General features: G+C 66.9%; 22 protein-coding genes. 11 read left to right on the forward strand and 11 right to left on the reverse strand.

Annotated features, from left to right (window positions below):
• Positions 1-1,077 carry a substrate-binding domain-containing protein gene (locus AC4D2F_RS09665; protein WP_490910541.1) on the reverse strand — a complete coding sequence of 359 codons (1,077 nt, stop codon included), beginning with the start codon at positions 1,075-1,077 and terminating at the stop codon, positions 1-3.
• 210 nt (positions 1,078-1,287) lie between these two features.
• Between AC4D2F_RS09665 and AC4D2F_RS09670 the strand changes: the two genes are divergently transcribed.
• The 5 genes from AC4D2F_RS09670 to AC4D2F_RS09690 all read left to right on the forward strand — a co-directional run bounded on the left by AC4D2F_RS09670 (position 1,288) and on the right by AC4D2F_RS09690 (position 7,106).
• Positions 1,288-2,289 carry a LacI family DNA-binding transcriptional regulator gene (locus tag AC4D2F_RS09670; RefSeq protein WP_490910542.1) on the forward strand — a complete coding sequence of 334 codons (1,002 nt, stop codon included), beginning with the start codon at positions 1,288-1,290 and terminating at the stop codon, positions 2,287-2,289.
• Between the two features lie 20 nt (positions 2,290-2,309).
• A complete protein-coding gene (locus AC4D2F_RS09675; protein WP_490910345.1) occupies positions 2,310-3,206 on the forward strand; it encodes a PfkB family carbohydrate kinase in 897 nt (298 codons plus the stop codon).
• Positions 3,207-3,378: 172 nt separating this feature from the next.
• Positions 3,379-6,330, forward strand: a complete 2,952-nt coding sequence (locus AC4D2F_RS09680; protein ID WP_490910346.1) for a GH32 C-terminal domain-containing protein — start codon at positions 3,379-3,381, stop codon at positions 6,328-6,330.
• Positions 6,331-6,540: 210 nt separating this feature from the next.
• On the forward strand, positions 6,541-6,816 hold the full coding sequence (locus AC4D2F_RS09685; RefSeq protein WP_490910347.1) for a type II toxin-antitoxin system Phd/YefM family antitoxin: 276 nt from the start codon (positions 6,541-6,543) through the stop codon (positions 6,814-6,816).
• Positions 6,813-7,106, forward strand: coding sequence for a type II toxin-antitoxin system RelE family toxin (locus tag AC4D2F_RS09690; RefSeq protein ID WP_490910348.1), 294 nt, complete (start codon positions 6,813-6,815; stop codon positions 7,104-7,106). Before AC4D2F_RS09685 ends, AC4D2F_RS09690 begins: the two co-directional genes overlap by 4 nt.
• Positions 7,107-7,283: 177 nt before the next feature.
• Here AC4D2F_RS09690 and AC4D2F_RS09695 read toward each other — a convergent pair whose 3' ends face one another.
• Positions 7,284-8,213, reverse strand: coding sequence for an SDR family oxidoreductase (locus tag AC4D2F_RS09695; protein ID WP_490910349.1), 930 nt, complete (start codon positions 8,211-8,213; stop codon positions 7,284-7,286).
• 155 nt (positions 8,214-8,368) lie between these two features.
• A complete protein-coding gene (locus AC4D2F_RS09700; protein ID WP_490910543.1) occupies positions 8,369-9,208 on the reverse strand; it encodes a helix-turn-helix transcriptional regulator in 840 nt (279 codons plus the stop codon).
• 183 nt (positions 9,209-9,391) lie between these two features.
• Between AC4D2F_RS09700 and AC4D2F_RS09705 the strand changes: the two genes are divergently transcribed.
• Together AC4D2F_RS09705 and AC4D2F_RS09710 are read left to right on the forward strand one after the other, a co-directional pair.
• Positions 9,392-10,225, forward strand: a complete 834-nt coding sequence (locus AC4D2F_RS09705) for an amino acid-binding protein (RefSeq protein WP_490910350.1) — start codon at positions 9,392-9,394, stop codon at positions 10,223-10,225.
• A 300-nt stretch (positions 10,226-10,525) separates the two neighbouring features.
• Positions 10,526-11,323, forward strand: coding sequence for a CPBP family glutamic-type intramembrane protease (locus AC4D2F_RS09710; protein WP_490910351.1), 798 nt, complete (start codon positions 10,526-10,528; stop codon positions 11,321-11,323).
• 128 nt (positions 11,324-11,451) lie between these two features.
• Here AC4D2F_RS09710 and AC4D2F_RS09715 read toward each other — a convergent pair whose 3' ends face one another.
• Both AC4D2F_RS09715 and AC4D2F_RS09720 read right to left on the reverse strand, forming a co-directional pair.
• The gene (locus tag AC4D2F_RS09715) at positions 11,452-12,555 is read right to left on the reverse strand and encodes a PQQ-dependent sugar dehydrogenase (RefSeq protein WP_490910352.1); all 1,104 of its coding nucleotides are present in this window, start codon (positions 12,553-12,555) and stop codon (positions 11,452-11,454) included.
• A 51-nt stretch (positions 12,556-12,606) separates the two neighbouring features.
• The gene (locus AC4D2F_RS09720; RefSeq protein ID WP_490910353.1) at positions 12,607-13,632 is read right to left on the reverse strand and encodes a zinc-dependent alcohol dehydrogenase family protein; all 1,026 of its coding nucleotides are present in this window, start codon (positions 13,630-13,632) and stop codon (positions 12,607-12,609) included.
• Between the two features lie 139 nt (positions 13,633-13,771).
• Between AC4D2F_RS09720 and AC4D2F_RS09725 the strand changes: the two genes are divergently transcribed.
• Positions 13,772-14,653, forward strand: coding sequence for a helix-turn-helix transcriptional regulator (locus tag AC4D2F_RS09725; RefSeq protein WP_490910354.1), 882 nt, complete (start codon positions 13,772-13,774; stop codon positions 14,651-14,653).
• A gap of 48 nt (positions 14,654-14,701) precedes the next feature.
• Here the strand turns inward: AC4D2F_RS09725 and AC4D2F_RS09730 are convergent, their stop codons facing one another.
• Positions 14,702-15,469, reverse strand: a complete 768-nt coding sequence (locus tag AC4D2F_RS09730; protein WP_490910355.1) for a MerR family transcriptional regulator — start codon at positions 15,467-15,469, stop codon at positions 14,702-14,704.
• Positions 15,470-15,597: 128 nt separating this feature from the next.
• On the reverse strand, positions 15,598-15,861 hold the full coding sequence (locus AC4D2F_RS09735) for a hypothetical protein (protein ID WP_104167728.1): 264 nt from the start codon (positions 15,859-15,861) through the stop codon (positions 15,598-15,600).
• Between the two features lie 149 nt (positions 15,862-16,010).
• Between AC4D2F_RS09735 and AC4D2F_RS09740 the strand changes: the two genes are divergently transcribed.
• Positions 16,011-16,442, forward strand: a complete 432-nt coding sequence (locus AC4D2F_RS09740; protein ID WP_490910356.1) for a helix-turn-helix domain-containing protein — start codon at positions 16,011-16,013, stop codon at positions 16,440-16,442.
• A gap of 29 nt (positions 16,443-16,471) precedes the next feature.
• Here AC4D2F_RS09740 and AC4D2F_RS09745 read toward each other — a convergent pair whose 3' ends face one another.
• A complete protein-coding gene (locus AC4D2F_RS09745; RefSeq protein ID WP_104167726.1) occupies positions 16,472-17,701 on the reverse strand; it encodes a PucR family transcriptional regulator in 1,230 nt (409 codons plus the stop codon).
• A gap of 267 nt (positions 17,702-17,968) precedes the next feature.
• Between AC4D2F_RS09745 and ald the strand changes: the two genes are divergently transcribed.
• Positions 17,969-19,081: an alanine dehydrogenase gene (gene ald / locus AC4D2F_RS09750; RefSeq protein WP_490910544.1), complete on the forward strand. Its 1,113-nt coding sequence runs from the start codon at positions 17,969-17,971 to the stop codon at positions 19,079-19,081.
• Positions 19,082-19,107: 26 nt separating this feature from the next.
• On the opposite strand, the gene AC4D2F_RS09755 is transcribed toward ald, so the two are convergent.
• Genes AC4D2F_RS09755 through AC4D2F_RS09765 form a run of 3 tightly spaced genes read right to left on the reverse strand, consistent with a single transcriptional unit; the run spans position 19,108 to position 21,684 of the window.
• Entirely contained in the window at positions 19,108-20,163 is a 1,056-nt protein-coding gene (locus AC4D2F_RS09755; RefSeq protein WP_490910357.1) for a Gfo/Idh/MocA family protein, read from the reverse strand.
• 14 nt (positions 20,164-20,177) lie between these two features.
• The gene (locus tag AC4D2F_RS09760; RefSeq protein ID WP_490910358.1) at positions 20,178-21,005 is read right to left on the reverse strand and encodes a GAF and ANTAR domain-containing protein; all 828 of its coding nucleotides are present in this window, start codon (positions 21,003-21,005) and stop codon (positions 20,178-20,180) included.
• A gap of 49 nt (positions 21,006-21,054) precedes the next feature.
• Positions 21,055-21,684: a TetR/AcrR family transcriptional regulator gene (locus AC4D2F_RS09765; RefSeq protein WP_490910359.1), complete on the reverse strand. Its 630-nt coding sequence runs from the start codon at positions 21,682-21,684 to the stop codon at positions 21,055-21,057.
• A 113-nt stretch (positions 21,685-21,797) separates the two neighbouring features.
• On the opposite strand from AC4D2F_RS09765, the gene AC4D2F_RS09770 reads away from it, so the two are divergent.
• Positions 21,798-22,358 (forward strand): NADPH-dependent FMN reductase, encoded by a 561-nt coding sequence (locus tag AC4D2F_RS09770; RefSeq protein WP_490910360.1) that lies wholly within the window; start codon positions 21,798-21,800, stop codon positions 22,356-22,358.
• Positions 22,359-22,423: the final 65 nt, after the last annotated feature.

Genomic DNA, 22,423 nt, shown 5'->3' on the forward strand with positions numbered 1-22,423 from the left:
TTATCCCCAGCAGATGTCGCTGGCAGCAGCGGCGTCGATGGACTCGAGGCCGTCCTGGGGCTCATTGGTGACCAGGGCTACGCCGGTGTCGAAGAAGTCCTTGCCGTCTGTTGGCTTGGGCGCCTCACCGGTTTCGACCAGCTGGGCGATCGCCTGCACCCCGAGTTCGGCCATCTTGACCGGGTACTGCTGGCTCGTGGCGTCGATGATGCCTTCGTCGACCTGTCCGACGCCCGCGCAACCCCCATCGACCGAGACCACGATGACGTCTTCCTTGCCCGCGGCCTTGAAGGCCTCGTACGCGCCGTATGCGGCGGGTTCGTTGATCGTATAGACGACGTTGATGTCGGGGTTGGCGCTCAGCAGCGTCTCTGCCGCCGTGCGGCCGCCGTCTTCGGCGCCCTGGGAGGCTTCGTTGCCGACGATTTCGTACTCGCCACCACTGTAGGAGCCGGTCTTCTCCTCGTCGCCGTTCTTCTCCGCGTCGGCGGTGTCGATGCCCATGCCATCCAGGAACCCCTGGTCGCGGTTGTAATCGACGGAGACGATCTTGTCGTCGAAGAGATCGATCAGGGCGATCGTGGCCTTCTCACCGGCCAGCTTCGACGCGGCCCACTTGCCGATCTCCTGGCCGGCGACGAAGTTGTCGGTAGCGAAGGTGATATCCGCGGCTTCCGGGTTCGTCGGCGGTGTGTCCAGGGCAATCACGAACAGGCCCGCATCGCGTGCCCGGATCAGCGCGTCCTCGACGGCCGGACCGTTGGGTGTGATGAGGATGCCCGCGTCGCCCTTGGAAATGGCGTTCTCGATGGCCTGGATCTGGGTGTCTTCGTCGCCGTCCTCTTCGCCCGCAGCGAGGGTCAGTTCCACGCCTTCGGCTTCGGCCGCGGTCTGCGCGCCGTCCTGCATGGCGACGAAGAAGGGGTTGGTCGTGGTCTTGACAATCAACGAGACGCCGATCGGCCCCTCAGCCGAACCGGACGCAGCGGCGTCGCCGGAGGTGGAGGACGAGTCTCCCCCTCCGCAGGCGGTGAGGGCCAGAAGCGAAAGTGTCACGATCGAACCCGCTGTCGTCATACGCCGGCGGAATGAGTGGGATGGACGGGATGGCATGCGATTCATCCTTGAATCTCCTTAGGTGGCGGGAGGCATCCTCCCTGACAACGATGTCATGTCAGGTATAGACTATGATCTGGCTCACAGTCAACCTTCAGGAATGATGGAGATTCAAACGTGACATCGATGTCAGGGGCAAGTTCCCAGCAGTCTCCGCGATCGCGGCCCACTATGCGCCATGTGGCGGCGCTGGCTGGAGTGGGAATCAAAACTGTTTCCCGCGTGATCAATCAGGAACCAAATGTTTCGGCAGCGACCATCGCGAAGGTGATGGAAGCGGCACGGTCGCTGAATTATCACCCCGATGAGCAGGCCGGGAACCTGCGGCGGGCCGATGGACGCACCCGAACTCTGGGTCTGCTGGTGAGCAGCGTGGACAATCCTTTCGCCGGAGCGATGCACCGCGCTATCGAGGACCTGGCGCTGGAGCGCGGGATCGCCGTCTTCGCCTCCAGCCTGGATGATGACGCCGAGCGGGAACAGGCGTCAGTGGCTGCCTTCCTGCGGCGGCGCGTCGATGGCTTGATCCTCACGACGATCTCCCGCGATCAGTCCTATTTGGCGTCCGAGATGCGCCATGGAACTCCCATTGTCTTCGTCGACCGGGAGCCGGCGGGCATCACCGGAGACTGCGTGGTGAGCGACAACCGCGAAGGCGCCATCACGGCGACCAGTCACCTGCTCGAGCACGGCCATCGACGGATCGCCTACCTGGGAGACCGCAGTGACATCTACACGGCAGCCCAGCGGCGCCTCGGCTTCTTCGATGCCCTTGGTCGAGCGGGTATCCCGACCGGGGATATACCCGTCATCGAGAATCTCCACGATGAACACTCCGCCGCGCAGGCGATGCTCACCCTGCTTGACTCCCCCACACCACCGACAGCAGTTTTCACCAGCCAGAACCTGGTGACGATAGGTGCGATCAGGGCGCTGCGTACCCGCGGGGCACACCGGACCACAGCACTTGTCGGATTCGACGACTTCCAGCTCTCGGACCTCCTCGACCCAGGAGTCACCGTCGTGGCCCAGAACCCGGAGGACATCGGGCACACTGCGGCCCGACGCCTCATCGGCAGGCTGGACGGAGAAGAAGCACCGCCTCGTACCTGCATCGTCCCCACCACGCTCATCATCCGTGGCAGCGGCGAAATACCCCCTGCTCAGCGCTGAGTTCGATAGAAGGAATCCCCATGACACCCCAGAGCACCCGTAGCGTCGTCGTCATCGGCGACGCCCTCATCGATGAACTGCGTGAACCGACCGGATCACAATCCTTTCCCGGCGGCGCAGCTCTGAACGTCGCAGTGGGGCTGACTTTGCTCGGTATCCCCGCGACGCTCATCGCCATGGTCGGTGATGACGCCGACGGCAGGCGCATCAGGGATTTCCTGAGCCATCACGACGTGGAACTCCTGGCAACACCCGCACCCTACGGCACCGCCCGCGCCGTCTCCGACCGCACGCACGGTGAACCCCGATACGTCTTCAATCAGGCTGCCCAACACCGGACCCTCGTGTATCAGAGCCCCCACCGGGCAGCCGTCGCACAAGCGACGCTGGTCGCGGTGAGCTGCTTCCCCTTCGACAACCAGGCAGAGGTCGATGCCCTCACCGCCCTGATCGAGAACCCGGAACAGCGCCTCGTCATCGACCCGAACCCCCGATCAGGGATGCTCGCCGACAAAGAGCGTTTCCTTACCAACTTCACGACCCTTGCTGCCCAAAGCCTCCTCACAAAAGTCGGCGATGACGACGCCCAACTTCTCGCCGATGAGGACCTGCACACCTTCGGCCGGCGCCTCCATCGAGCAGGAGCATCCACCATCCTGGCCACGGCGGGCCCTCAAGGAGCATCACTACTGCGCGCACTCCAGCCGGAGGTCCACCAGCCGGTAGCCGAGCTTCCCGGCACCATCGTCGACACGATGGGCGCAGGGGATGCGACCCTGTCATCAATCCTCTCAACGCTTACCCGGGACGGAATGCCCGCCACCGAGACAGCCATCACCCGATCCCTTGCCAAAGCCATGCTCGTCGCCGCCGCTACCTGCCGCGCGCACGGCGCCCTGCTGCAGCATCCTTCATAACTAGCAAGGCGCAGCGAATAGGTTCCTGCACGACGGATTTCAGCACTTCTCGGCCGTTCGAAACCCGGAACTGCACCTCCTTGAATTGTCCAGCGGACAGTGCGTAGCATCACACTCACCAATTGACAACGTTGTCAGAATTCCTGACGCGCAATGAAGGGCGTACCAGATTATGAAGTCCGGAACCCGCAGCCGCACACTCACAGCGGGAGTGATCGCCGCGTTGGCGGCCTCGCTCCTCGCCGCCAGCGGCCCCGCATTGGCCGAAGAAGCATCCGTCGATCCCGCGACGCAGCAATATCGGCCGTTCATTCACTTCACCCCCGAGAAGAACTGGATGAACGATCCCAACGGGATGGTGTATTACCAAGGCAAGTACCACCTGTTCTTCCAGCACAACCCCTTCGGTACGACGTGGGGCAACATGAGCTGGGGCCACGCGACCTCCACCGATCTTCTCCAATGGGAAGAACAGCCCCTGGCGATCGCTCAAACCGTCAATGCCGAGGGCGTATCGATCGAGGACATCTTCTCGGGATCGATCGTGGTCGACGAGACCAACTCGTCGGGCTTCGGCACGGCAGAGAACCCCCCACTGGTCGCCGTCTACACCAGCGCCTACACCGGTGCGCACCCGACCCACGCCGGCAAGCAGGCTCAGTCCCTCGCCTACAGCACCGACGAAGGCCAGACCTGGACCAAGTACGAGGGAAACCCGGTCCTCGACCGGAACTCGGCCAACTTCAGGGACCCGAAAGTCTTCCGCTACGACGGGCCGGCAGGTTCGTACTGGGTGATGACCACCGTCGAAGCCACCGACCACAAAGTTGTCCTCTACAAGAGCGACAACCTCAAGGACTGGACGCACCTCAGCGACTTCGGACCCGCCAACTCCACCGCAGGTATCTGGGAATGCCCGGACCTGTTTCCGATCGCGGTAGACGGGGATCCCAACAACATCAAATGGGTCATGATCGTCAACCTCAACCCGGGGGCTGTTGCAGGAGGAAGCGGCGGCCAATACTTCGTCGGCGACTTCGACGGCACCACCTTCACCTCGGATACAACGGAACCCGTTGACTCCATGCCCGAAGGCACGACGTTCGCGGGCTTCAACGACGGAACGTACAACGGCTGGACCGTCAACAACGAACCAGGTAACTGGAAGAACGGACCCTGGTCCGGCACCCCGGCTACAGGCGCGCTCCCGGGCCAGATGACTGTTTCCGGGTACAGCGGGGCAGGGCTGATCAACGGCTTCAACGACGGCGACTGGCCCGTCGGGACCATCGAGTCCCCCACCTTCACCGTCGGCAGCCACGACCACCTCAACTTCCTGGTCGGAGGCGGCAATCACCCCCACGTCCCCGGCGGCCAGCTCGAGAACACCCCAGCACCCGGGACCCTCCTCTTCAACGGCTTCGAGTACGACCAGGGCACCCTGACCGATCAAGGGTGGACCCTCGGCGGGGACTTCGAAGCCGCCCGCAACCCATCCACCTCAGGTGGTGAGAACTCCATCGGTACCGGCCGCATCAACACCTTCGAAGCCGGACCCAATGGCGACAACAACACCGGCACCCTCACCTCCCCAGAATTCACCATCGACAAGCCGAACCTGAGCTTCCTGATCGGCGGCGGACGACGTACCGATGGAACGCTCCAAGCCGAACTCGTCATCGACGGGCAAGTCGTCCGAACCGCTACAGGGAGAAACTCCGGATCGCTCAACTGGGAGAACTGGGACGTCAGCGCCCACACGGGCAAGCAGGCCACCCTTCGAATCGTCGACAACACCTCAGGAGGGTGGGGGCACCTCACCTTCGACCACGTCGTCCTCGGCGATGAACCCGCCCTAACCCGGAGCGATGAGACTTCCGTCAACCTCGTCGTCGACGGACAAGTAGTCCGAACCTCCACCGGCAACAACAGCGAGACCCTCGACTGGACCACCTGGAATGTCAGCGAATTCGAAGGCCGCGAAGCCAGCATCACCGTCGTCGACAACAACCGCGGAGGCTGGGGCCATATCCTCGCCGACGAGTTCATGTTCTCCGACACCCCCGCTACATCCCGCCTCGAGAACTATGACTGGCTCGACTGGGGCAAGGACTATTACGCCGCCGTCTCCTTCAGCAACGTCCCCGACAACAAAAGGATCATGCTCGGCTGGATGAGCAACTGGGACTACGCCAACGACATCCCCACCAGCACCTGGCGCAGCTCCATGGCACTGCCCCGAGAAGTCAGCCTCACCGAAACCGCAGACGGGCCCCGCCTCGTGCAGAAGGTCGTCGATCAAATCGACATCCTCCGCGAAGACGACGCCGCCTACAGCACTGGCCCGCAAAAGATTGCAGAGGGCACCGAGACCCTCCCGGTGACAGGTGACGTCGTGCAGCTCGATGCCGTCTTTTCCCCCGGCGACGCCGAGTCCTTCGGCCTCAGCGTCCTCGGCGATGGCACCGAAACCACGAAGATCGGCTACGACGCGGGAACCAGCAAACTGTTCGTCGACAGGACCAACTCCGGCAACGAAGACTTCCACCCAGCGTTCTCCTCCGTCGAAGATGCACCTGTGCCCTTGGAAGACGGACGCATCGCCATACGTGTCTACGTCGATCGAGCATCCGTCGAGGTCTTCGCCAATGAGGGTCTCACCACCATCACCGACCAGGTGTTCCCGAATGCCGGCGCCAACCAAATCGGCCTTTTCTCCCGGGGCGGGTCGGCCACGCTCGAAAGCCTGACCATCACACCGCTCACGCCGGCTATGTGGCATGGAGTCGTGCCCCCGAAAGCTGAAGACAAAGCCACCACGGCCCCCGGCAAGGGCAAGCTCTCCATCGACCACGGCAAGGACAAGGGGCCCCACGACGGCAACTACACCGTGAACATGAATCTGACAGATGGCGAGAACGGCAGCACCTTCAACCTGTACGAAAACGGTGAACTAGTCCACACCCGGAAGCTCACCTGGAATACCCCGCAGCCGCAGAGCGCGACCGTGGAGATCACCAACCGGGCCCCGGGCAAGTACGTGTACACAGGAGAGCTGACCAACAGCAAGGGCACGACCGAGACGACAAAGCAGACCGTCGTGATCGCGAAGGCACGCAAGTAGCACCAGCCAAAGGGGCGGCGCGACAGTTGTGCCGAAGGTCTACATAACGCCTGAGGGGCGAGCTCCCTGTATATCCGTACCGGGAGCTCGCCCCCTTCGTGTTGAGGGCGTCAACTGCCTAAGACCAGCGCGGGCTCGAGCTGACACAACGCAGGTCGGTGGCTAATTATTCGGCCATTTACTAGCCCTACTTCAGGCTAGAATCATGGCATGAAGGCGGTTCCCCTGAGTGAAGCGAAAGACAAGCTTTCAGCCCTGGTCGACGAAGCGGACAGGACCCACGAGATCATCCAGATCACCCGTCACGGGCATCCGTCGGCAGTTCTGATGTCCGCCGATGATTTGGAGTCCCTGCAGGAAACCATCCATTGGCTGTCGCAGCCCGGCATCCGGGAGGACCTGGCGCAAGCCAGGCACGACATTGCCGAAGGCACAACAGTCAGTGGCGATGACCTGCGCCGCGAATTCGGGCTGCCACCGAAGTGAGTGGAACACCACCGGATGATCCGGGTCCGTGGAGGGTCGAAGTCACCAGTCCCGCGCTGAAGGGATTCCGCCAGCTACCAGAAAAGGCCGCTGCCGCGATCGTCGAGTTCGTCACCGGGGCTCTAGCCGACAACCCCCGCAAGCTCAGCAAGCCCCTCACGAACGAGCTTTTGGGACTGCGCACCGCGCGCCGTGGTGACTACCGGGTGCTGTTCACGGTCGATGTCGAAGAGCACGTCCTGGACGTACTCCGCATAGAACACCGCTCCAGCATCTACAAGCCACGCTGATCCCAACCGAAGGCCGAGTTCGACATCACACCCTGAGCGAGGCCCCGGGATGCTCCTGGCACGAGATATCGATTATCGGCGAGTCGCTTCGTCTTCGTAACGCACGACCATCCATCTTCGTCGCCACTTCTCACCAAGGTCGCCTCCGGGACGGGCAGCGCGGGTCGTAGGGTCAGGTCAGTGCGGTGCATGGGCTGTGATGAGGTGTTCGGATACGTCCCAGAGGCGGTGTGCGTCGTCCAGGTCGCGTAACGGTGCCCAGTACTCCTGGATTACTGGGGGCCCACCGGCAGTGCGCCTGGGTCCGAAGAAGTAGTCGCCCCCGTAGTCGGGATCGGTGGCTGCCATGAGCGCGGGCAGTGCCGCGTTCTGCGGGCTGCCTGCAAGGCCGATTTGTGCGAGGAGCCCGATAAGGCGGCGCTCCGGGGGGATCCGGTCGCGGCCCATGGCAGGCTGTGCGGCCAGGAGGTTGGTGGGTGAGATTCCTGGGTGTGAAAGATTGCTGCTGATACCCCACCCGTTGGCTCGGCTCCTGGCCTCGAGTTCCCGTGCGAAGAGGCCCACGGCGACCTTCGACCCGGTGTAGGCCTTCATGACGTCGTAGCTCTGCTCGTAGTTCAGGTCGTCCCAGTTCATCGCGCCCTTACGGGCGGCGACGCTGGTCTGATGGGTGATGCGCGCCCGGCCCTCGCGCAGGAGTGGTAGCAGGCCCAGGGTGAGGGCGAAATGGCCCAGATGGTTCGTCCCCCATTGCAGCTCGAACCCGTCCCGGGTCATCTGACGTGTGGGCGGGCGCATGACGCCTGCATTGTTGATCAGGATATTGATGGGGCGTCCCTCGGACGCGAGTGTGGCTCCGAGGGACGCTACTGAGTCCAGCGAGGACAGGTCCAAGGATCGGGTGCTCACCTTTGCGCCCTGGATGGCGAGGCGGATGCGCTGCACTGCGGTGTCGCCTTTGTCCCGGTTCCGCACAGGCATGATGACTTCGGCGCCGGCCCGAGCCAACCTGGTGGCGATAATGGTGCCGATCCCGTCGCTCGCACCAGTAACGACGGCAAGTTTCCCGCTCAGATCGGGAACGGAGAGATCGTATACGCGTGGCATCAGTGGTTCCTTTGCTCAAGTGTCGACAGTCACCGGATCGGTGCCTGACTTCATGCTTCACCGCTTGCCGCACTGCAGCTAGGACCTGTCGATCCACGGCTACCGGATCCACCCCTACCACCCGGACACCTGCAGCCTGGATCTCGTGGGGCGGCTCAGGACACGGTGACGTGTGTGCCGATGACAGTAAGGAGTTGAAGCTTTTCGTGGCTGTCGCTGCCGGGCACGGCCGTGTAAACCAGCAACCGATGAGACTGATCCGGATCGAGCAAGGTCTGGCAATTCAGGTCCAGCCGGCCTACTGACGGGTGGATGAACCTTTTGATCTCCGGTGGTTGGACGCCCACTTCCTGGGTGTCCCAGACACGGCGGAAGGCCTCGTTGTCCTGCAGTAGCGCGGCGAGCCCGGCCGCCCGCGAGGTCGACCCTCTGAGCGCGATGAGCTGGCGCAGTCCGGATGCATATACCCGTGATAGTTGCTCACGCTCCGCGGGTGGGTACGCTTCCCTGGCGGTAGGGTCGGTGAACCACCGATAGCCGATGCTTCGACCCGGCCCGGCTCGCTTGGACGCGTCGCCGAGAAGGGTCATTCCGAGCGGGCTTTGCCGCAGGGTCTCGCCCACCTCATTGATAACCTCCGCAGGCGTATCGGTCAGCCGGTCGAGGATTCGCAGCAGCCCGGGACTGACAAAATCACTTGCAGCTCCCCGCCCTGGTGGGTTGTGACCGGCGAGGCGGAAGAGATGATCGCGCTCCCCCAGCGTCAGGTGCAGCCCCTGGGCGATGGAGGAGATCATCTGCTCCGATGGGCGCGGACCTGTGCCGCGTTCCAGCCTGGCGTAGTAGTCGGCCGACATGTGGCACAGCGCAGCCACCTCCTCTCGGCGAAGACCATGGGTCCGCCTGCGCTGACCACGCAGAAGCCCGACGTCCTCCGGCTGCAACGATTCCCGCCGATACCGCAGGAACGCACCCAATCCTTCCCGATCCATCACCTTCACCCTCCTCGTCATAAGGCCCGACTCACATCCAGCCTCACCCGTATTCCCACTTCTACTTCTACTCCGGACGGAATCCGATAACCACGGCCTGCCGATCCACCTCTTCCGTCCGTCAAGTTGTTCGTCGTGGAACAGGCCGGCAACGCCGTGGAAACGGGCGCGTCCCACGCTTGAGCCATGACACGTTCTACTGGTTCCACGGCCGCGTCGCTTCGGTGCGATTCCTGCGGGCAGCTGCCCGAGCCAGGGAAGGTCCGGCTGACGGTGGCCAATGTCGCCGTGATGCTGCCCATCGAACTGGTTGTCCATGCCGTCGTCGTCCAGACGCACCTCAGCTATCCGCTCAAGGTCCTCATCCTCGCGCTCACCGCGACCGCACTGGTGATTTGGGTGGCGGAGCCCTCCGTCATGAGGTTCCTCCGGGCCTGGCTCCACGCGCCGGCCCTGAGACAGCGCAAGCGCCTCGACACGGCGACCGATCTTTGGCGGGCCCGCGTCCTGGTCAAGGACAGCCCGGGCGCTTTGGAGCGTATCTCCCACCAGTTGGCCCGTCGTGGCGTGAATATCCTGTCGCTGCACATCCACCCCGGCGCACAGGCCAGTGTCGACGAGTTCGTCCTCGCCGCACCCGCAGGCGTCGGCGAGCAGGACCTCATCCGGGCCTTCACCGCTGGTGGCAGCCCATCGGCCCGCGTCTGGCCGTCGACGGCTCTGGCTCTCGCCGACGGGCAGACGAAGGCGCTCTCGCTCGCCTGCCGGGTCGCGCAGGACCCCGTGGAACTGCGCTACGCCGTCGCCGAACTCCTCAGGGCCGAACCCGTGCTGGCGCCGTCGCCGACCGTCAGGTCGTTCGTCGAAGGATCCGAGGTGCTCAAGATCCCTTCCCCTGCCGGGGAACCGCTGGTCTTCTCCCGGGCCGGGGAGCCCTTCACGGCCGCCGAATCGGCGCGGGCCCATCGGCTGTCGGAGCTGGCCGCGGCGGCCACGCACCCCACGCATCGCACTTTCTGAGGGTGTGGCGTCTGTACACTCCGGCGCAGCAGGCCTTGCCTACCGGTGACCAGGCACTCCCCTGGCCGGCCACGACCTGACAGGGAATCAATTGGGGACCTGAGGTTTACCGAAGAAGACGAACCAGTTAACATGCCTGTGCGGCTTGGCGTCGACGACCCGCCTCACTGGTGTAGGTGAGTAAGGCGGGCTGTCGGCGAGACCGATCGTCCCTACTGGGCGGCAATGTCTGGGCTGCATCACTCGATTCCGCGATTGTGAGATCAGGTCGCCAGCGGCCCAAGAATCGAAAGGTCTATCATGTCCGTCATTCGGCGACATCCCGTCCTCACCTTCTTCCTCCTCGCCTACGTCCTCTGCTGGGGTGCTATTCCCTGGCAGAGCTTTTTCGCCCCCGGTGTCTTGGTCGCGGCCTTGATCGTCGTATCCCTGACCGAGGGCGTCGACGGGTTGAAGGCGATGGGGTCACGGTTGATCCGCTGGCGCGTCCGCTGGGTCTGGTACGCCATTGCGATCGTCGTGCCGTTGGCGGTCAAGTTCGCGTCCATCGGCCTCAACGTCACGTTGGGCGCCCCGGTTGCGGAGATCGCGGAATTCAGTGTCTGGTACAGCCTGCCGATGGCAATGGCGATCAACATCGTCAATCCCCTCAACGCGCAGTTACCGGAGGAGTCGAGCTTCCGCGGCTGGGCTCAGCCGAAGCTGCAGGCTACCCGCACCCCGCTTGCCGCGACCGTGCTGATGGCCGTCGGCGTCACCGTTTGGCATATCCCGTTCTTCCTGATGCCGCAGTTCGGGTCGAGTCCGGTTGAGGCCGCCGCCACGGTCGCGGTGACATTCTGGTACGCGTGGTTGTTCAACCACGCCTCCGGCAGCTCACTGATCACCTTGATCGCTCACGCGACCGAAGGCACGATCGAAACGAGCACTCTGTGGCGGACCCTGGACGACACGACCCGGATGATGTGGCTCTACAGCCTGGTTTGGTGCCTGGTCGCCTTGGGCCTCCTGGTCTTCGACCGCAAGTTCTGGACCAAGCCACCGGCAGTCATCGAGTCGGGCCGGAAGACCTCACCCGTCGCAACAGAGCCCGAATAGAGCCTCGACACAGCCGCTGACCGTGCAGCGACCGAGCATCGAAAAAGAAGCCACCCTGCCCGATGGGCGTTGTCGGTCGGCGAACTCATGGCCACTTGGCGGTCGGCCGATGTGCAGGAGGGTGACCGTCACGGGGCTTGGACGGGCAGGCGGAGGAGCTGGTCGTCCGCCTTGAAGGGCTCCCCGCGTCCGTCGGTGTTGCTGGTGAGGATCCACACGTCGCCGTCGGGACCGACGGCGACGTCGCGGAGCCTGCCGTAGTCTCCGGTGAAGTAGTCCACGGATCGCCCGGGGTCGGCTGCCGGCACGGTGCGCAGCACCTGACCGCGAAGGTTGGCGATGTACAGGGTGCCGTCACGGTGGGCCATGCCACTGGGGCTGGCAGCCTTCGGGTCCCATTGCTGGACGGGATCGGCGAACCCTTCCGAGCCGGCGATGCCTTCGACGACGGGCCAACCGTAATTGGCACCGGGCGTGATGATGTTGAGTTCGTCCCAGGTGTTCTGCCCGAACTCCGTGGCGAACATCGTGCCGTCGTCCGACCAGGCCAGGCCCTGGGGGTTGCGATGCCCGTAGCTGTAGGTGAGGGAGCCGGGGAACGGGTTGTCGTCCGGGACGTCCCCGTCAGGGGTCATGCGCAGGATCTTTCCTGCGAGGGAGGTGCGGTCCTGGGCGGTGTCGCGTTGGCCGGCGTCGCCGGTCGTGGCGTACAGCATCCCGTCGGGGCCGAAGGCGAGACGGCCGCCGTCGTGGTAGTTCGCCGCAGGGATACCGTCGAGCAGTGTCTCCGCCTGCCCCAGCTCAAGGCCTCCCGGATCCCCGACGAGAGTGAAGCGCTGGATGCGGTTGCCGTCCGCGGCCGTGGAGTAGACATAGAGCCGCTGCTCGTCGTCGACCGCCAACCCGAGCAGGCCACCCTCCCCCGCTCCGGCGACGCCCTCGACGGTCCCGATGCCACGGGTCGAACCGTCATCGAGAACCTCGAGGATCCTGGCGCTGTCCCGCTCACTGACGAGTGTCGCCCCGTCGGGGAACACCACCGACCACGGGGCGTCGAGACCCGAGACGACGGTGACGGGCTCGGCAATCGCCGCCGCTCTGCCCTGCGACGGCGTTGCGCCCTGCGGTCCCGGCTGGTTCGCGTCGCCGGTTCCGCCGCAGGAGGTGATGAGCGCCGCAATGCTGAGACCGGCCACGACGAGGGCCCTGCAGTGTGTGAAGCGAATATCCATGGTGGTCCTCCTACGGCTGGGTCGATCGGCGCTCGTCCGGTGAACGTAGCATCAGTCGAGGGTCAGCAGGACCTTCGTGGCGCGGCGTTCTGCCATGGCTCGGTAACCTTCCGCGGCGTCCTCGAGGGGCAGGGTGAGGTCGAAGACCTTGCCCGGATCGATGGTGCGGTCCCAGATCAGCTGAATCAGGTGGGGCAGGTAGCGGCGCACGGGGGCCGGTCCGCCGAGGGTGTGGATGCCGGCGAAGAACAGTTCCATGCCGGGGATCTGCACGTCGTAGTTCACGCCGACGTAGCCGAGGTGCCCGCCGCCGCGGGTCGCGCCGACAGCCTGCATGAAGGACTCCTGCGTTCCCACGGCCTCGATGACCGAGTGGGCGCCGAGGCCGCCGGTGAGTTCCTTGATCCTCGCCACGCCCGCCTCGCCGCGCTCCTCGACGATATCGGTGGCCCCGTAGAAGCGGGCGAGTTCCTGGCGGTCTGCGTGCCGGGACATCGCGATGATGCGTTCGGCGCCGAGCTGCTGCGCCGCGAGGATGGCCATCAGACCCACGGCACCGTCACCGACGACGACGACGGTCCTGCCCGGGCCGGCCTGGGCGGCCTCGGCCGCGAACCAGCCCGTGCCGAGGACATCCGAGGCGGCCAGCAATGAGGGGATCAGGTCGGCGTCCGGCTGGCCCGGCGTGGCGACGAGCGTTCCGTCGGCGTAGGGGATGCGGGCCTTCTGGGCCTGGGTGCCGATCCCGCCGGCCACGAAGGAGGCGTGCACGCACTTGGACTGGAAGCCGGCCCGGCAGATCTCGCACGTGTTGTCGGAGATGACGAAGGACCCGACGACGAAGTCGCCCACCGCGAGGGTCTTCACCTCGGAGCCGATCTCCTCGACGACGCCCACGTACTCGTGGCCCATCAGGGTGTGGTCCACGGGCTCGATGCCGCGGTAGGGCCACAGGTCGGACCCGCAGATGCAGGTGGCGGTGAGGCGGATGATCGCGTCGGTCGGCTCGATGATGGTCGGATCCTCGCGGTCCTCGACCCGGACATCGCCGGGGGCGTGCATGATGACTCCACGCATGGTGGTACTCCTTCGACTGGTGTGACCGGATGGTCATTGCATCCAGTCAAACCCCGATCCGACGCGCGAAGGAGTCCCTGTCGAGGGATGTACCGACAGGGCACCCCAGCGCGGAAAAGGGCGACCTACGCTTGGCGCTATGGATAATCGAGCCGAGGTCCGCGAATTCCTGATGTCGCGGCGCGCGAAGGTGACACCGGAGGGGGCAGGGCTGATCGCGGGCCTGAACCGGCGGGTGCCCGGGCTCCGCCGCAGCGAGGTAGCCACCCTGGCCGGCGTCAGCGTCGAGTACTACGCGAAGCTCGAACGCGGTGCCATCGCCGGCGCGTCCTCCTCGGTCCTGGACGCACTCGCCCGGGCGCTGCAGCTGGACGACGCAGAGCGCACCCACCTCTTCGACCTCGCCCACGCGGCGGACGGCATCCCCGCCTCCGGTCGGCCCCGGCAACGAACCCCGAAGAAGCCGCCGGCCCGGCCGAGCCTCTACTGGGCCCTGGAGTCCATCACGGACGGCATCGCCTTCGTCCGCAACCAAGGCCAGGACCTCCTTGCCGCGAACGCCCTCGGCCGCGCCTTCTACTCACCCCTCATCGGCGACGGCGGAATGGTCCCCAACCTGGCACGCTTCCAGTTCCTCGACCCCGCATCCCGCGATTTCTACCCCGACTGGGACGCCTTCGCGGCGATGTGCGTGACGATCATGCGCGCCGAGGCCGGAAGGGATCCCCACAACCGTGCTTTGCAGGACCTGGTGGGTGAGCTCTCCACCCGCAGCGACACCTTCCGCACCCTCTGGGGAGCCCACGACGTACGGCGGCACGGGACCGGGACCAAGCGCTACAACCACCCCGTGGTCGGCGAACTCACCCTGGCCTACGAGGAATTGCTGCCCACCGCCGAGCCCGGGCTGGTCTTCATGATCTACACGGCGGAACCCGGATCGCCCTCCGCCGAGCGCCTCCGGCTGCTGGCCTCCTGGGCCGCCGACCACTCCTCGAGCCTCACGGTCCGGCATCAGTGACCTGTACGGCGTGACACCTGGAAGGGTCACATCCTGGCGGCACCCGGCTCACCGTCCGGAGTGAGCGAGCCAGGCCTCGAGCGCGTCCCGGACGAGTTCCGCGCCGCCCCGGCCGCCGTAGTTCACGGCGAACCGTGGATCCTGGACGTACATCGCCCCGAGTCCCCGGACGTACTCGGGCAGGAGTGCCCCGTCTCCGTCGCGGGGCACACCCGGGACGGAGGAGAGCCATGCGATGTGGCGCCCGGCCAGCTCCTGGGCTTCGCTACCGGTCGGTGCGACACCCCGGGCCGCTGCGTCGGTCCAGCCTGCGTTGAGCTCCGCGACCTCCCGGCCGAACGCCTCCCTCTCCGCGTCGGTCCGTCCGCGCCACCAGGCATCGCCCTGGGCGTAGGCGTCGTGGCCCCACCGCTCCTCGACCTCCTCCCGGTAGCGCGTGTGGTCGAATCCGTCGAACATCTTCTCGGGCATGGGTTCCTCTCCTCGTTCCAGGGCCTCGACCGTCGTGAGGACCGCTCTGATCTGGCGGTCGAGCCGTTGCTGCTCCCCGCGGAGGTGGTCGAGGTGGGCGCGCAAGGCGGATGCCGGGGCCACCGCGTCGCCGTCGTCGAGCACCGCGCGGATGGCCGGTATGGGCAGTCCGAGGGATCGCAGCAGCAGGATGCGCTGGAGCCTCACGAGTGCCGCGGCGTCGTAGAACCGGTACCCGTTGGCGCCCACGCGGGACGGTCGCAGCAGGCCGGTATCGCCGTAATGGCGCAGCGTGCGGCTCGTGGTCCCGGCAAGCCGAGCCACCGTGGTGATCGGGTATTCCACGTCGCACGCCTCCATCCGCCTCCTCCCGCCGCACGGTGCGCCGGGAGGATTCAACTGTAGGAATTGACGCTGCGTAAAGGTCAAGCGGCCCTATCGAGGCTGGGCCGCGGCGGGACGGGGCGGGCCGGTCAGTTGTACCAGAACCATTGCGGCGGACGCCACGACGCCGGGACGGCGTGCGCGTTGAAGGTGCCGCATTCGGAGCACGTGTAGCTCGCGCTCGCGGGGAGGAGCTCGGTGGAGTGGTCGGCCTGGCGCGCGGGCACGAACTCCTCGAAGATCAGGTAGTCGTCCGTGAGGCACAGGGGGCAGGAGGGAACTTCTTCAGTGAGCGGGGCTGAGACGGCGGAGCTACTGGTACGCAGGCTCCGCCCGTGATCGATTGTTGTCATGAGGTTCACCGTTTCCGTACCTGCAACCGACGCTGGGTGCAGGTACTTGGGGTACGTATACGGCGAGAATAGACCTCTACTACTCAATGCGGAAGCCCAGGATCCCACGTAATCACGCCGATTACGGGCCCGGCTGGCACAATGGCCCCATGATCATCAGGGCTCCCAGATCGACGGCGGCACTTTCGCCGGAACAGGCCGCACCCCTGCGCCGCGCACTCGGTGGCAGCGCCGACGTCACCGTGTTCGTCGACGGCACCGCACACCGGCTTCCCGCAGAAGCCCAGGCCGCCGTCGTCGACCTCCTCGCCCGCCTGTCCGACGGCGACGCCGTCCAGGTGACGTCGGTCGCCGAGCTGCTAACCACCTCGCAGGCGGCCGAGCTCGCCGGCATCTCCCACAGCTACCTGCGCAAGCTCACCGATGCCGGCACCCTCCCGGTGGAGTACCGCGGATCGCACCGGCGCCTGCGCCGGGCCGACGTCGAGGACTGGCTGCGCAGCCAGCTGCGCCGCTCGGCCCCCTCGGCCGCTGAGCCTGCAGCGTCGGACCCCTCGCCGACTGCGCCCGACCAGGCGTAGCGGCGTCGTCGCCGTGATCGGCGGTGATCCTAGGACTGCTCGAAGCGGGGTCTGGAGCGCCACCTGCGGGCCTTGAGCGCGAGGTGCAGTTCCAGGCGCACCATGCCGGCCAGCGGGTCCGCGCCGATGATCGAGCGGATCCTCGTCAGGCGGTTGTAGACGCTGCTGCGGTGCAGGTGGAGTTGAGTGGCGACGTCCTGCACGGAACCGTTCTTGTCGTACAGCAGTTCGAGCACCGGCAGGAGTTCCCCGAGCCGGTCCGCCTCGCACAGTTCGTCGAACCGCACGCTGCCGTGCGCCGGGAACTGCCAGCCCATGGCGCCGAGGAACTGGTAGACGCCGATCTCGGCGAACGCCGACACCCCGCCGAGCTGGGGATCCACCGCGTCGGCCTGGGCCGCGTGCTGCGCCTGACGGAATGCGTCCGCGAAGTCCCGTGGGTCGGCGGCAGGTTCGCTGAGCCCCAGGACGAACCGCCCCGCGGGACGTCCCGCCCGCTTGGCCACCTCGACGCGGCACCGGTCCACCACATGCTGGAGGGCGCTGCGGCCCACCCTGGCCTCGCACAACAGGGCGGAGTGGGTGGACGCGCCGGCGCTGAACAGGACGGGCTCGACGCCGACCGTCGCCTGGAGGGCGATGGTGCGCTGGAGCAGGGCGGCCTCGTGCGGGTCCTCCCTCCCGGCGCGGGCCGACGACTCCGACAGCTCGTGGACGAGGGCCACGCGCCACGGCCCGTGCCCACCGAGCTCCCGCCAGCCGCGCAGGTCCTCCACCGCTGCGGGGACGCCGCGGCATGCAGCGAGGAACGTGGCCTCCCGCTGTGTGCGCCGCTCGGAGGATGCCGTGTCCGTCTCGAGCAGCAGTTCGGCGAGGCGGTCGATGGTCGGCCGGACCGCCGGCAGGGCGGCAAGGATGACCGGGGCAGGATCCTCGCTGGAGTGCTGCTGCACCCACAGATAGCCCACGCGGAAGCCCCGGACGAGGAGGGGGACGCACACCCGCCCCAGCATCCCGAGGTCATCGTTCGCGGGGACGACGACCGCACGGACGGCCCGTTCGATCCCGTGGCGCAACTGCCACTCGCTGACGTCCGCCGGCACCTTCTTGCTCAGCAGGAAATTGACCCGGACGCGGTCGGCGGAGGTCTGGTGACTGCTGTACGCGAGGAGGACGCCGTCGGGATCCTCGAGGGACAGACCGCGCCCGAGCGTCTGCGCGAGCGACTCGACGAGGTCCTCGATCTGCTGGTTCTGCACAGCCCAACACTAAGCGGGGCCGGCCGCCATGGGCGACACTTGCCGCTTGCGGACTCGACAACTGTCGATGGCCCCGGCAGCGCCGATCTGCTAGTGATCCAGCTCACATGCCGAACGAACGGCGGTAGGACGGGGATCCACGAACACGGGGCACGGTCTGCGCCGCCGGGTATCGCCTGGCCGCCGGGACCGGCCCGGGGTCGCGCCTCGAACCGCTCCCTATTCTGGAGCTACCCCGTCCGCCCGATCGACCCCGTGGAGAACCCAATGATCATCGGCGTCCCCAAAGAAGTGAAGAACAACGAATTCCGCGTCGCCATCACGGCGTCCGGTGTGCACGAGTTCCGGGCCCACGGGCACACGGTGCTCGTGGAACGCGGAGCGGGGGTCGGTTCGAACATCACGGATGCGGCATACGAGGCTGCAGGCGCCGAGCTCGTCGACGCCGCGGACGACGTGTGGGCACGCGCGGACATGGTCCTAAAGGTCAAGGAGCCGGTCGCCGCGGAGTACCACCGCTTCCGCAAGGGCCTCATCCTCTTCACCTACCTCCACCTCGCGGCGGAACCCGAGCTGACCCGCGCCCTGGTGGACGCCGGCGTCACCGCGATCGCCTACGAGACCGTCCAAGACGGGCGCGCCCTGCCCCTGCTCGCCCCGATGTCCGAGGTGGCCGGGCGCCTGTCAGTCCAGGTCGGCGCCCAGGTCATGACCGCGCCTGCCGGCGGCCCCGGCCTGCTGCTCGGCGGCGTGGCCGGGGTCCGCCCCGCCAAGGTCGTTGTCCTCGGGGCCGGCGTCGCGGGCACCAATGCGACGGCGATGGCGGTCGGAACAGGAGCCGAGGTCACCATCCTCGACATCAACATCGCCCGGCTGCGGGAGATCGACGCCCTGTACGCCGGGCGCGTCAAGACCGTCGCCTCGAACTCCCTGGAGATCGAGACCTCGGTCCTCGAGGCGGACCTGGTGATCGGATCCGTCCTGATCCCCGGCGCCCGGGCCCCGAAGCTCGTCACGAACGATCTCGTCGCCCGGATGAAGCCGGGCAGCGTCCTCGTGGACATCGCGGTGGACCAGGGCGGGTGCTTCGAGGACTCCCGCGTCACCACGCACGAGGACCCCACCTTCACGGTGCACGGATCACTTTTCTACTGCGTGGGCAACATGCCCGGCGCCGTCCCGAACACGTCGACCTACGCGCTGACCAATGTGACGCTGCGGTACGCCGTGGCGCTGGCCGACCGCGGCGTCCGCGCCGCCTTCGACGCCGATCCGTCCCTGGCCCGCGGGCTGAATGTCGCGTCGGGGCGGGTCGCACACCACTCGGTGTCCGAGGCGCACGGCCTGGAGCTGGCGAAGGACTGGTCGGCGCTCGTCTAGTGCTGCAGGGCACCCGGCCCGCCCGGTCAGGTGCCCTGCGGCCGGGACGGGTACGCGGCGTGGACCTGTTCGATCAACCGCACGACGTCGAGGGCGTCGTCCACCTGGACGGGCGGCGGCCCGTCGCCGTGGATCGCCGCGACGAGCCCCGAGTAGAAGTCCGGGTACCGGCCGGGGCCGACGGCGAGCACCTCGGTGTCGCCGTCGCGCCCCATCAGAGCCCGGGGCGGCACCATCAGGGCACCGGCTGCGTCGGCGAGGCCGTCCGGCCTCACCCCCGCCGTGAGCAGTGCCTCCTGCGGGTCCGAGCCCGTGATCGTCAGTCCGCTCCGCGCGCCGGTGAGGTGGAAGCGGGGTCGGGCGAGCGGTGCGAGGGTCCCGGCGTGCAGCCGGCTGGTGACTCCGCCGTCGTGGCGCAGGACGAGGAACGCCGAGTCCTCGGCCGCGCCCCCGCGGTCGTTGCGTAGTTCGGCATACACGGGGGCGGCCGGTCCGAAGAGGGTGAGCGCCTGATCGATCAGGTGTGAGCCGAGGTCGTAGAGCACTCCCCCGCCGTCCGTCGGGCCGGCGTCGCGCTTCCACGGCTTGCTGATGGACGGCTTCCACGATTCCATCGCCGATTCGAAGATCCGCACTCCGCCCAGGGATCCCGACCGGACCACGGTCTGCACCGTCAGGAAGTCCCCGTCCCACCGTCGGTTGTGGAACGGGACGAGGAGCTTGCCGACCGCGCGTGCTGCGTCGATGAGTCGCTTGCCGTCGTCCACGTGCACCACGAAGGGCTTGTCGACGACGACGTGCAGGCCCCGCCCGAGGGCTGCGGCGGCCAGCGGCGCGTGCGAGGCGTGAGGGGTGGCGATGACGGCGAGGCCGAGGTCCGGCACGGCCCGGAGCGCGTCGTCGAGGGTGGCAGCCACCTGCGCGGCCGGATAGGCGGTCCGTGCGGCGTCCCGACGTCCGGGGCTCGGCGTGACGACGACGGCGAGGTCCAATCCGGGATCGTGCTGGATCAGCGGTGCATGGAAGACGCTGCCGCCGTGGCCGAAGCCGATCAGCACCGTCCGGATGGGCCGGTGCGGCATCGGACCCACGGGCGTCAGGAGGGCTCGAAGTGGGCGCGGGGAACGGTGCCGTTCAACCCGGCGACCATGCCCGCGGCGAGCACCCGGAGCTTCACGTTGCGGGAGTTGGAGGCCCGGCGCATCTTGTCGAACGCATCCTTCTGCGAGCAGTTGTCCTGGCCCATGATGATCCCGACGGCGAGGTCTATCTCGGTGCGGGTCTGCAGCACGGCGTGGAGGTCCTCCGCCGTGGCGGCATGCTGCGCGACGCGCACGGCGAGCTTCAGGGCCTGCGACGCCTGCACCGTGAAGGCGCGGGCGACCCGCCGGTAGTCCTCGCTGAAGACGGAGACGTCCTCGGCGTAGAGGTTGAGGGCCGCACGCGCCGAGCCCTCGAGGTCCAGGGGAAGGCAGAACATGGCGCCGACGCCGTTCCGCGTGATGTGTTCCATGAACTCGGGCCAACGGGCTTCGGTACGGGCATCCGCGATGAACACCTCGTCGTGCACACGCAGGGCGTGCAGGCATGGGCCGTCATCGTGCTCGTACTGCACCTCGTCCATGGCTTTGGCCTTCTCCCCGCTGCTGCCCACGGTGAGCTGCTCGTGGACCGAACGCTGCAGGGTGATGCCGCAGTAGGTATCGCCCTCGGTGCCGAGCGTCTCGGCGGTGAACTCGGCCAGTTCCTGCAGGAAGGTCTGCACGTCGGGGTGGTCCACCAGGAGGTCCTGGAGCCGCGCGGCGGCGGTCTCGGGGGAAGGGAGGTCGACGTCGTCGGCCACGAGGTGGAGGCGCGGGCCGCCCATTGCCTCGTCCTCGACTGCTTCATGGGAGTCGGACATCTGCTCGGGTACCTCCTCCACGCTCCACCAACTTCACTCGACGGCCGGCAGGGCGCCGGCGCCTGCCAGTCTACAAGGGCCCGCGCTCGGTATGGCTGCGGTCGGCTTCCGACGCGAGGGCGGAGACCAGGGCGCACCATGCCCCGGCCAGGCGGGCGTTCGACATGCCGCGGTGCTCCTGCAGGTGCAGCAGCAGTCCCGCGTTCAGGAACGCCGACAACTGGTAGGCGCCCAGTTCCGGATCGGGAACGTGCAGGCCGCGCAGCAGCATGGCCAGGTGCAGCCGTGTGAGCTGCTGCGTCGGGTGTTCGAGGTCCGGCCCGCCCTGCTGCTCGGCCGCCCGGAGGATCTGCCCGTCGAACCGCATGCGCTCGATACTCGCCTCGCCGAAGGCGATCAGCCGTTCGAGGGGTGGCGCCCCCGGCCCCAGGGGAGGAGGGCCTGCCATGAAGGCGTGCTGGAAGGAGCGCCCTGCCTCGTCCGCGAGCGCGTGCATGAGGCCTGCCCTGTTGCCGAACCTCCGAAAGACCGTGCCCTTGCCCACTCCCGCGCGCCGCGCGACGGCGTCCGTGGTCAGCCGTTCGGGACCGCAGGTCGCGACGATCTCGGCCGCGGCGTCGAGGATGAGGCGGCGGTTGCGCGCCGCATCGGTCCGCTCTCCGTCGTCGCCCGTGACCCGGAGCAATTCCTCGCCCTGCATGCCGCAACTATAGCGGCGGAATAAAGCGGACTGTAGTCCGCTTGTAGGAGGGGATGCATCTGTCGCAGTACCGAACACCCGGGCCGTACGGCCCCACAGCCTTGGAGGAAACCATGTCCACCACGATCCTCACCCTCGTCGGAAGCCTGCGCGAGGGTTCCATCAATCGCCAGCTCGCGGAAGCGGCCGCTACCCATGCCCCCGAGGCCGTCGACGTCGTCACGTTCGATGCGCTGAACGACGTGCCGTTCTACAACGAGGACATCGACAACGACACCGACCGCCCCCAGTCCGTCGATGCCCTCCGGGCCGCGGCAGCCGATGCGGATGCCGTCCTGCTCATCTCCCCCGAGTACAACGGCAGCATGCCGGCGGTGCTGAAGAACGCCATCGACTGGCTCTCCCGTCCCTACGGCGCCGGCGCGCTCTCGAGCAAGCCCGCAGCCGTCATCGGTTCGGCGTTCGGCCAGTACGGCGGGGTGTGGGCCCATGACGAGGCCCGCCGCTCCCTCGGCGTCGCAGGCGCCACGGTGCTCGATGAGGCCCGGCTCTCCATCGGCAGCTCGATCACGCGCTTCGCGGAGCTGCACCCGAAGGACGACGCCGAGGTCTCCGGCCTGGTCACCGGGGTACTGATGGCCCTCGCCGGGGCGGCCACCCCGATCGCGGCCTGATCCCCAGCATCCGCCCACGCAGCACCGATAGCAGCGCGGGGACGACAGGACGCCGGCGCATTCCG

The organism is Arthrobacter sp. TJ-263, assembly GCF_058269155.1.

What these genes read in the sequence shown, in the direction of transcription:
- AC4D2F_RS09665 (WP_490910541.1), bottom strand. Translation starts at nt 1,077, where the DNA reads ATGACGACAGCGGGTTCGATCGTGACACTTTCGCTTCTGGCCCTCACC.
- AC4D2F_RS09670 (WP_490910542.1), top strand. Translation starts at nt 1,288, where the DNA reads ATGCGCCATGTGGCGGCGCTGGCTGGAGTGGGAATCAAAACTGTTTCC.
- AC4D2F_RS09675 (WP_490910345.1), top strand. Translation starts at nt 2,310, where the DNA reads ATGACACCCCAGAGCACCCGTAGCGTCGTCGTCATCGGCGACGCCCTC.
- AC4D2F_RS09680 (WP_490910346.1), top strand. Translation starts at nt 3,379, where the DNA reads ATGAAGTCCGGAACCCGCAGCCGCACACTCACAGCGGGAGTGATCGCC.
- AC4D2F_RS09685 (WP_490910347.1), top strand. Translation starts at nt 6,541, where the DNA reads ATGAAGGCGGTTCCCCTGAGTGAAGCGAAAGACAAGCTTTCAGCCCTG.
- AC4D2F_RS09695 (WP_490910349.1), bottom strand. Translation starts at nt 8,213, where the DNA reads ATGCCACGCGTATACGATCTCTCCGTTCCCGATCTGAGCGGGAAACTT.
- AC4D2F_RS09705 (WP_490910350.1), top strand. Translation starts at nt 9,392, where the DNA reads ATGACACGTTCTACTGGTTCCACGGCCGCGTCGCTTCGGTGCGATTCC.
- AC4D2F_RS09710 (WP_490910351.1), top strand. Translation starts at nt 10,526, where the DNA reads ATGTCCGTCATTCGGCGACATCCCGTCCTCACCTTCTTCCTCCTCGCC.
- AC4D2F_RS09715 (WP_490910352.1), bottom strand. Translation starts at nt 12,555, where the DNA reads ATGGATATTCGCTTCACACACTGCAGGGCCCTCGTCGTGGCCGGTCTC.
- AC4D2F_RS09720 (WP_490910353.1), bottom strand. Translation starts at nt 13,632, where the DNA reads ATGCGTGGAGTCATCATGCACGCCCCCGGCGATGTCCGGGTCGAGGAC.
- AC4D2F_RS09725 (WP_490910354.1), top strand. Translation starts at nt 13,772, where the DNA reads ATGGATAATCGAGCCGAGGTCCGCGAATTCCTGATGTCGCGGCGCGCG.
- AC4D2F_RS09735 (WP_104167728.1), bottom strand. Translation starts at nt 15,861, where the DNA reads ATGACAACAATCGATCACGGGCGGAGCCTGCGTACCAGTAGCTCCGCC.
- AC4D2F_RS09740 (WP_490910356.1), top strand. Translation starts at nt 16,011, where the DNA reads ATGATCATCAGGGCTCCCAGATCGACGGCGGCACTTTCGCCGGAACAG.
- ald (WP_490910544.1), top strand. Translation starts at nt 17,969, where the DNA reads ATGATCATCGGCGTCCCCAAAGAAGTGAAGAACAACGAATTCCGCGTC.
- AC4D2F_RS09755 (WP_490910357.1), bottom strand. Translation starts at nt 20,163, where the DNA reads ATGCCGCACCGGCCCATCCGGACGGTGCTGATCGGCTTCGGCCACGGC.
- AC4D2F_RS09765 (WP_490910359.1), bottom strand. Translation starts at nt 21,684, where the DNA reads ATGCAGGGCGAGGAATTGCTCCGGGTCACGGGCGACGACGGAGAGCGG.
- AC4D2F_RS09770 (WP_490910360.1), top strand. Translation starts at nt 21,798, where the DNA reads ATGTCCACCACGATCCTCACCCTCGTCGGAAGCCTGCGCGAGGGTTCC.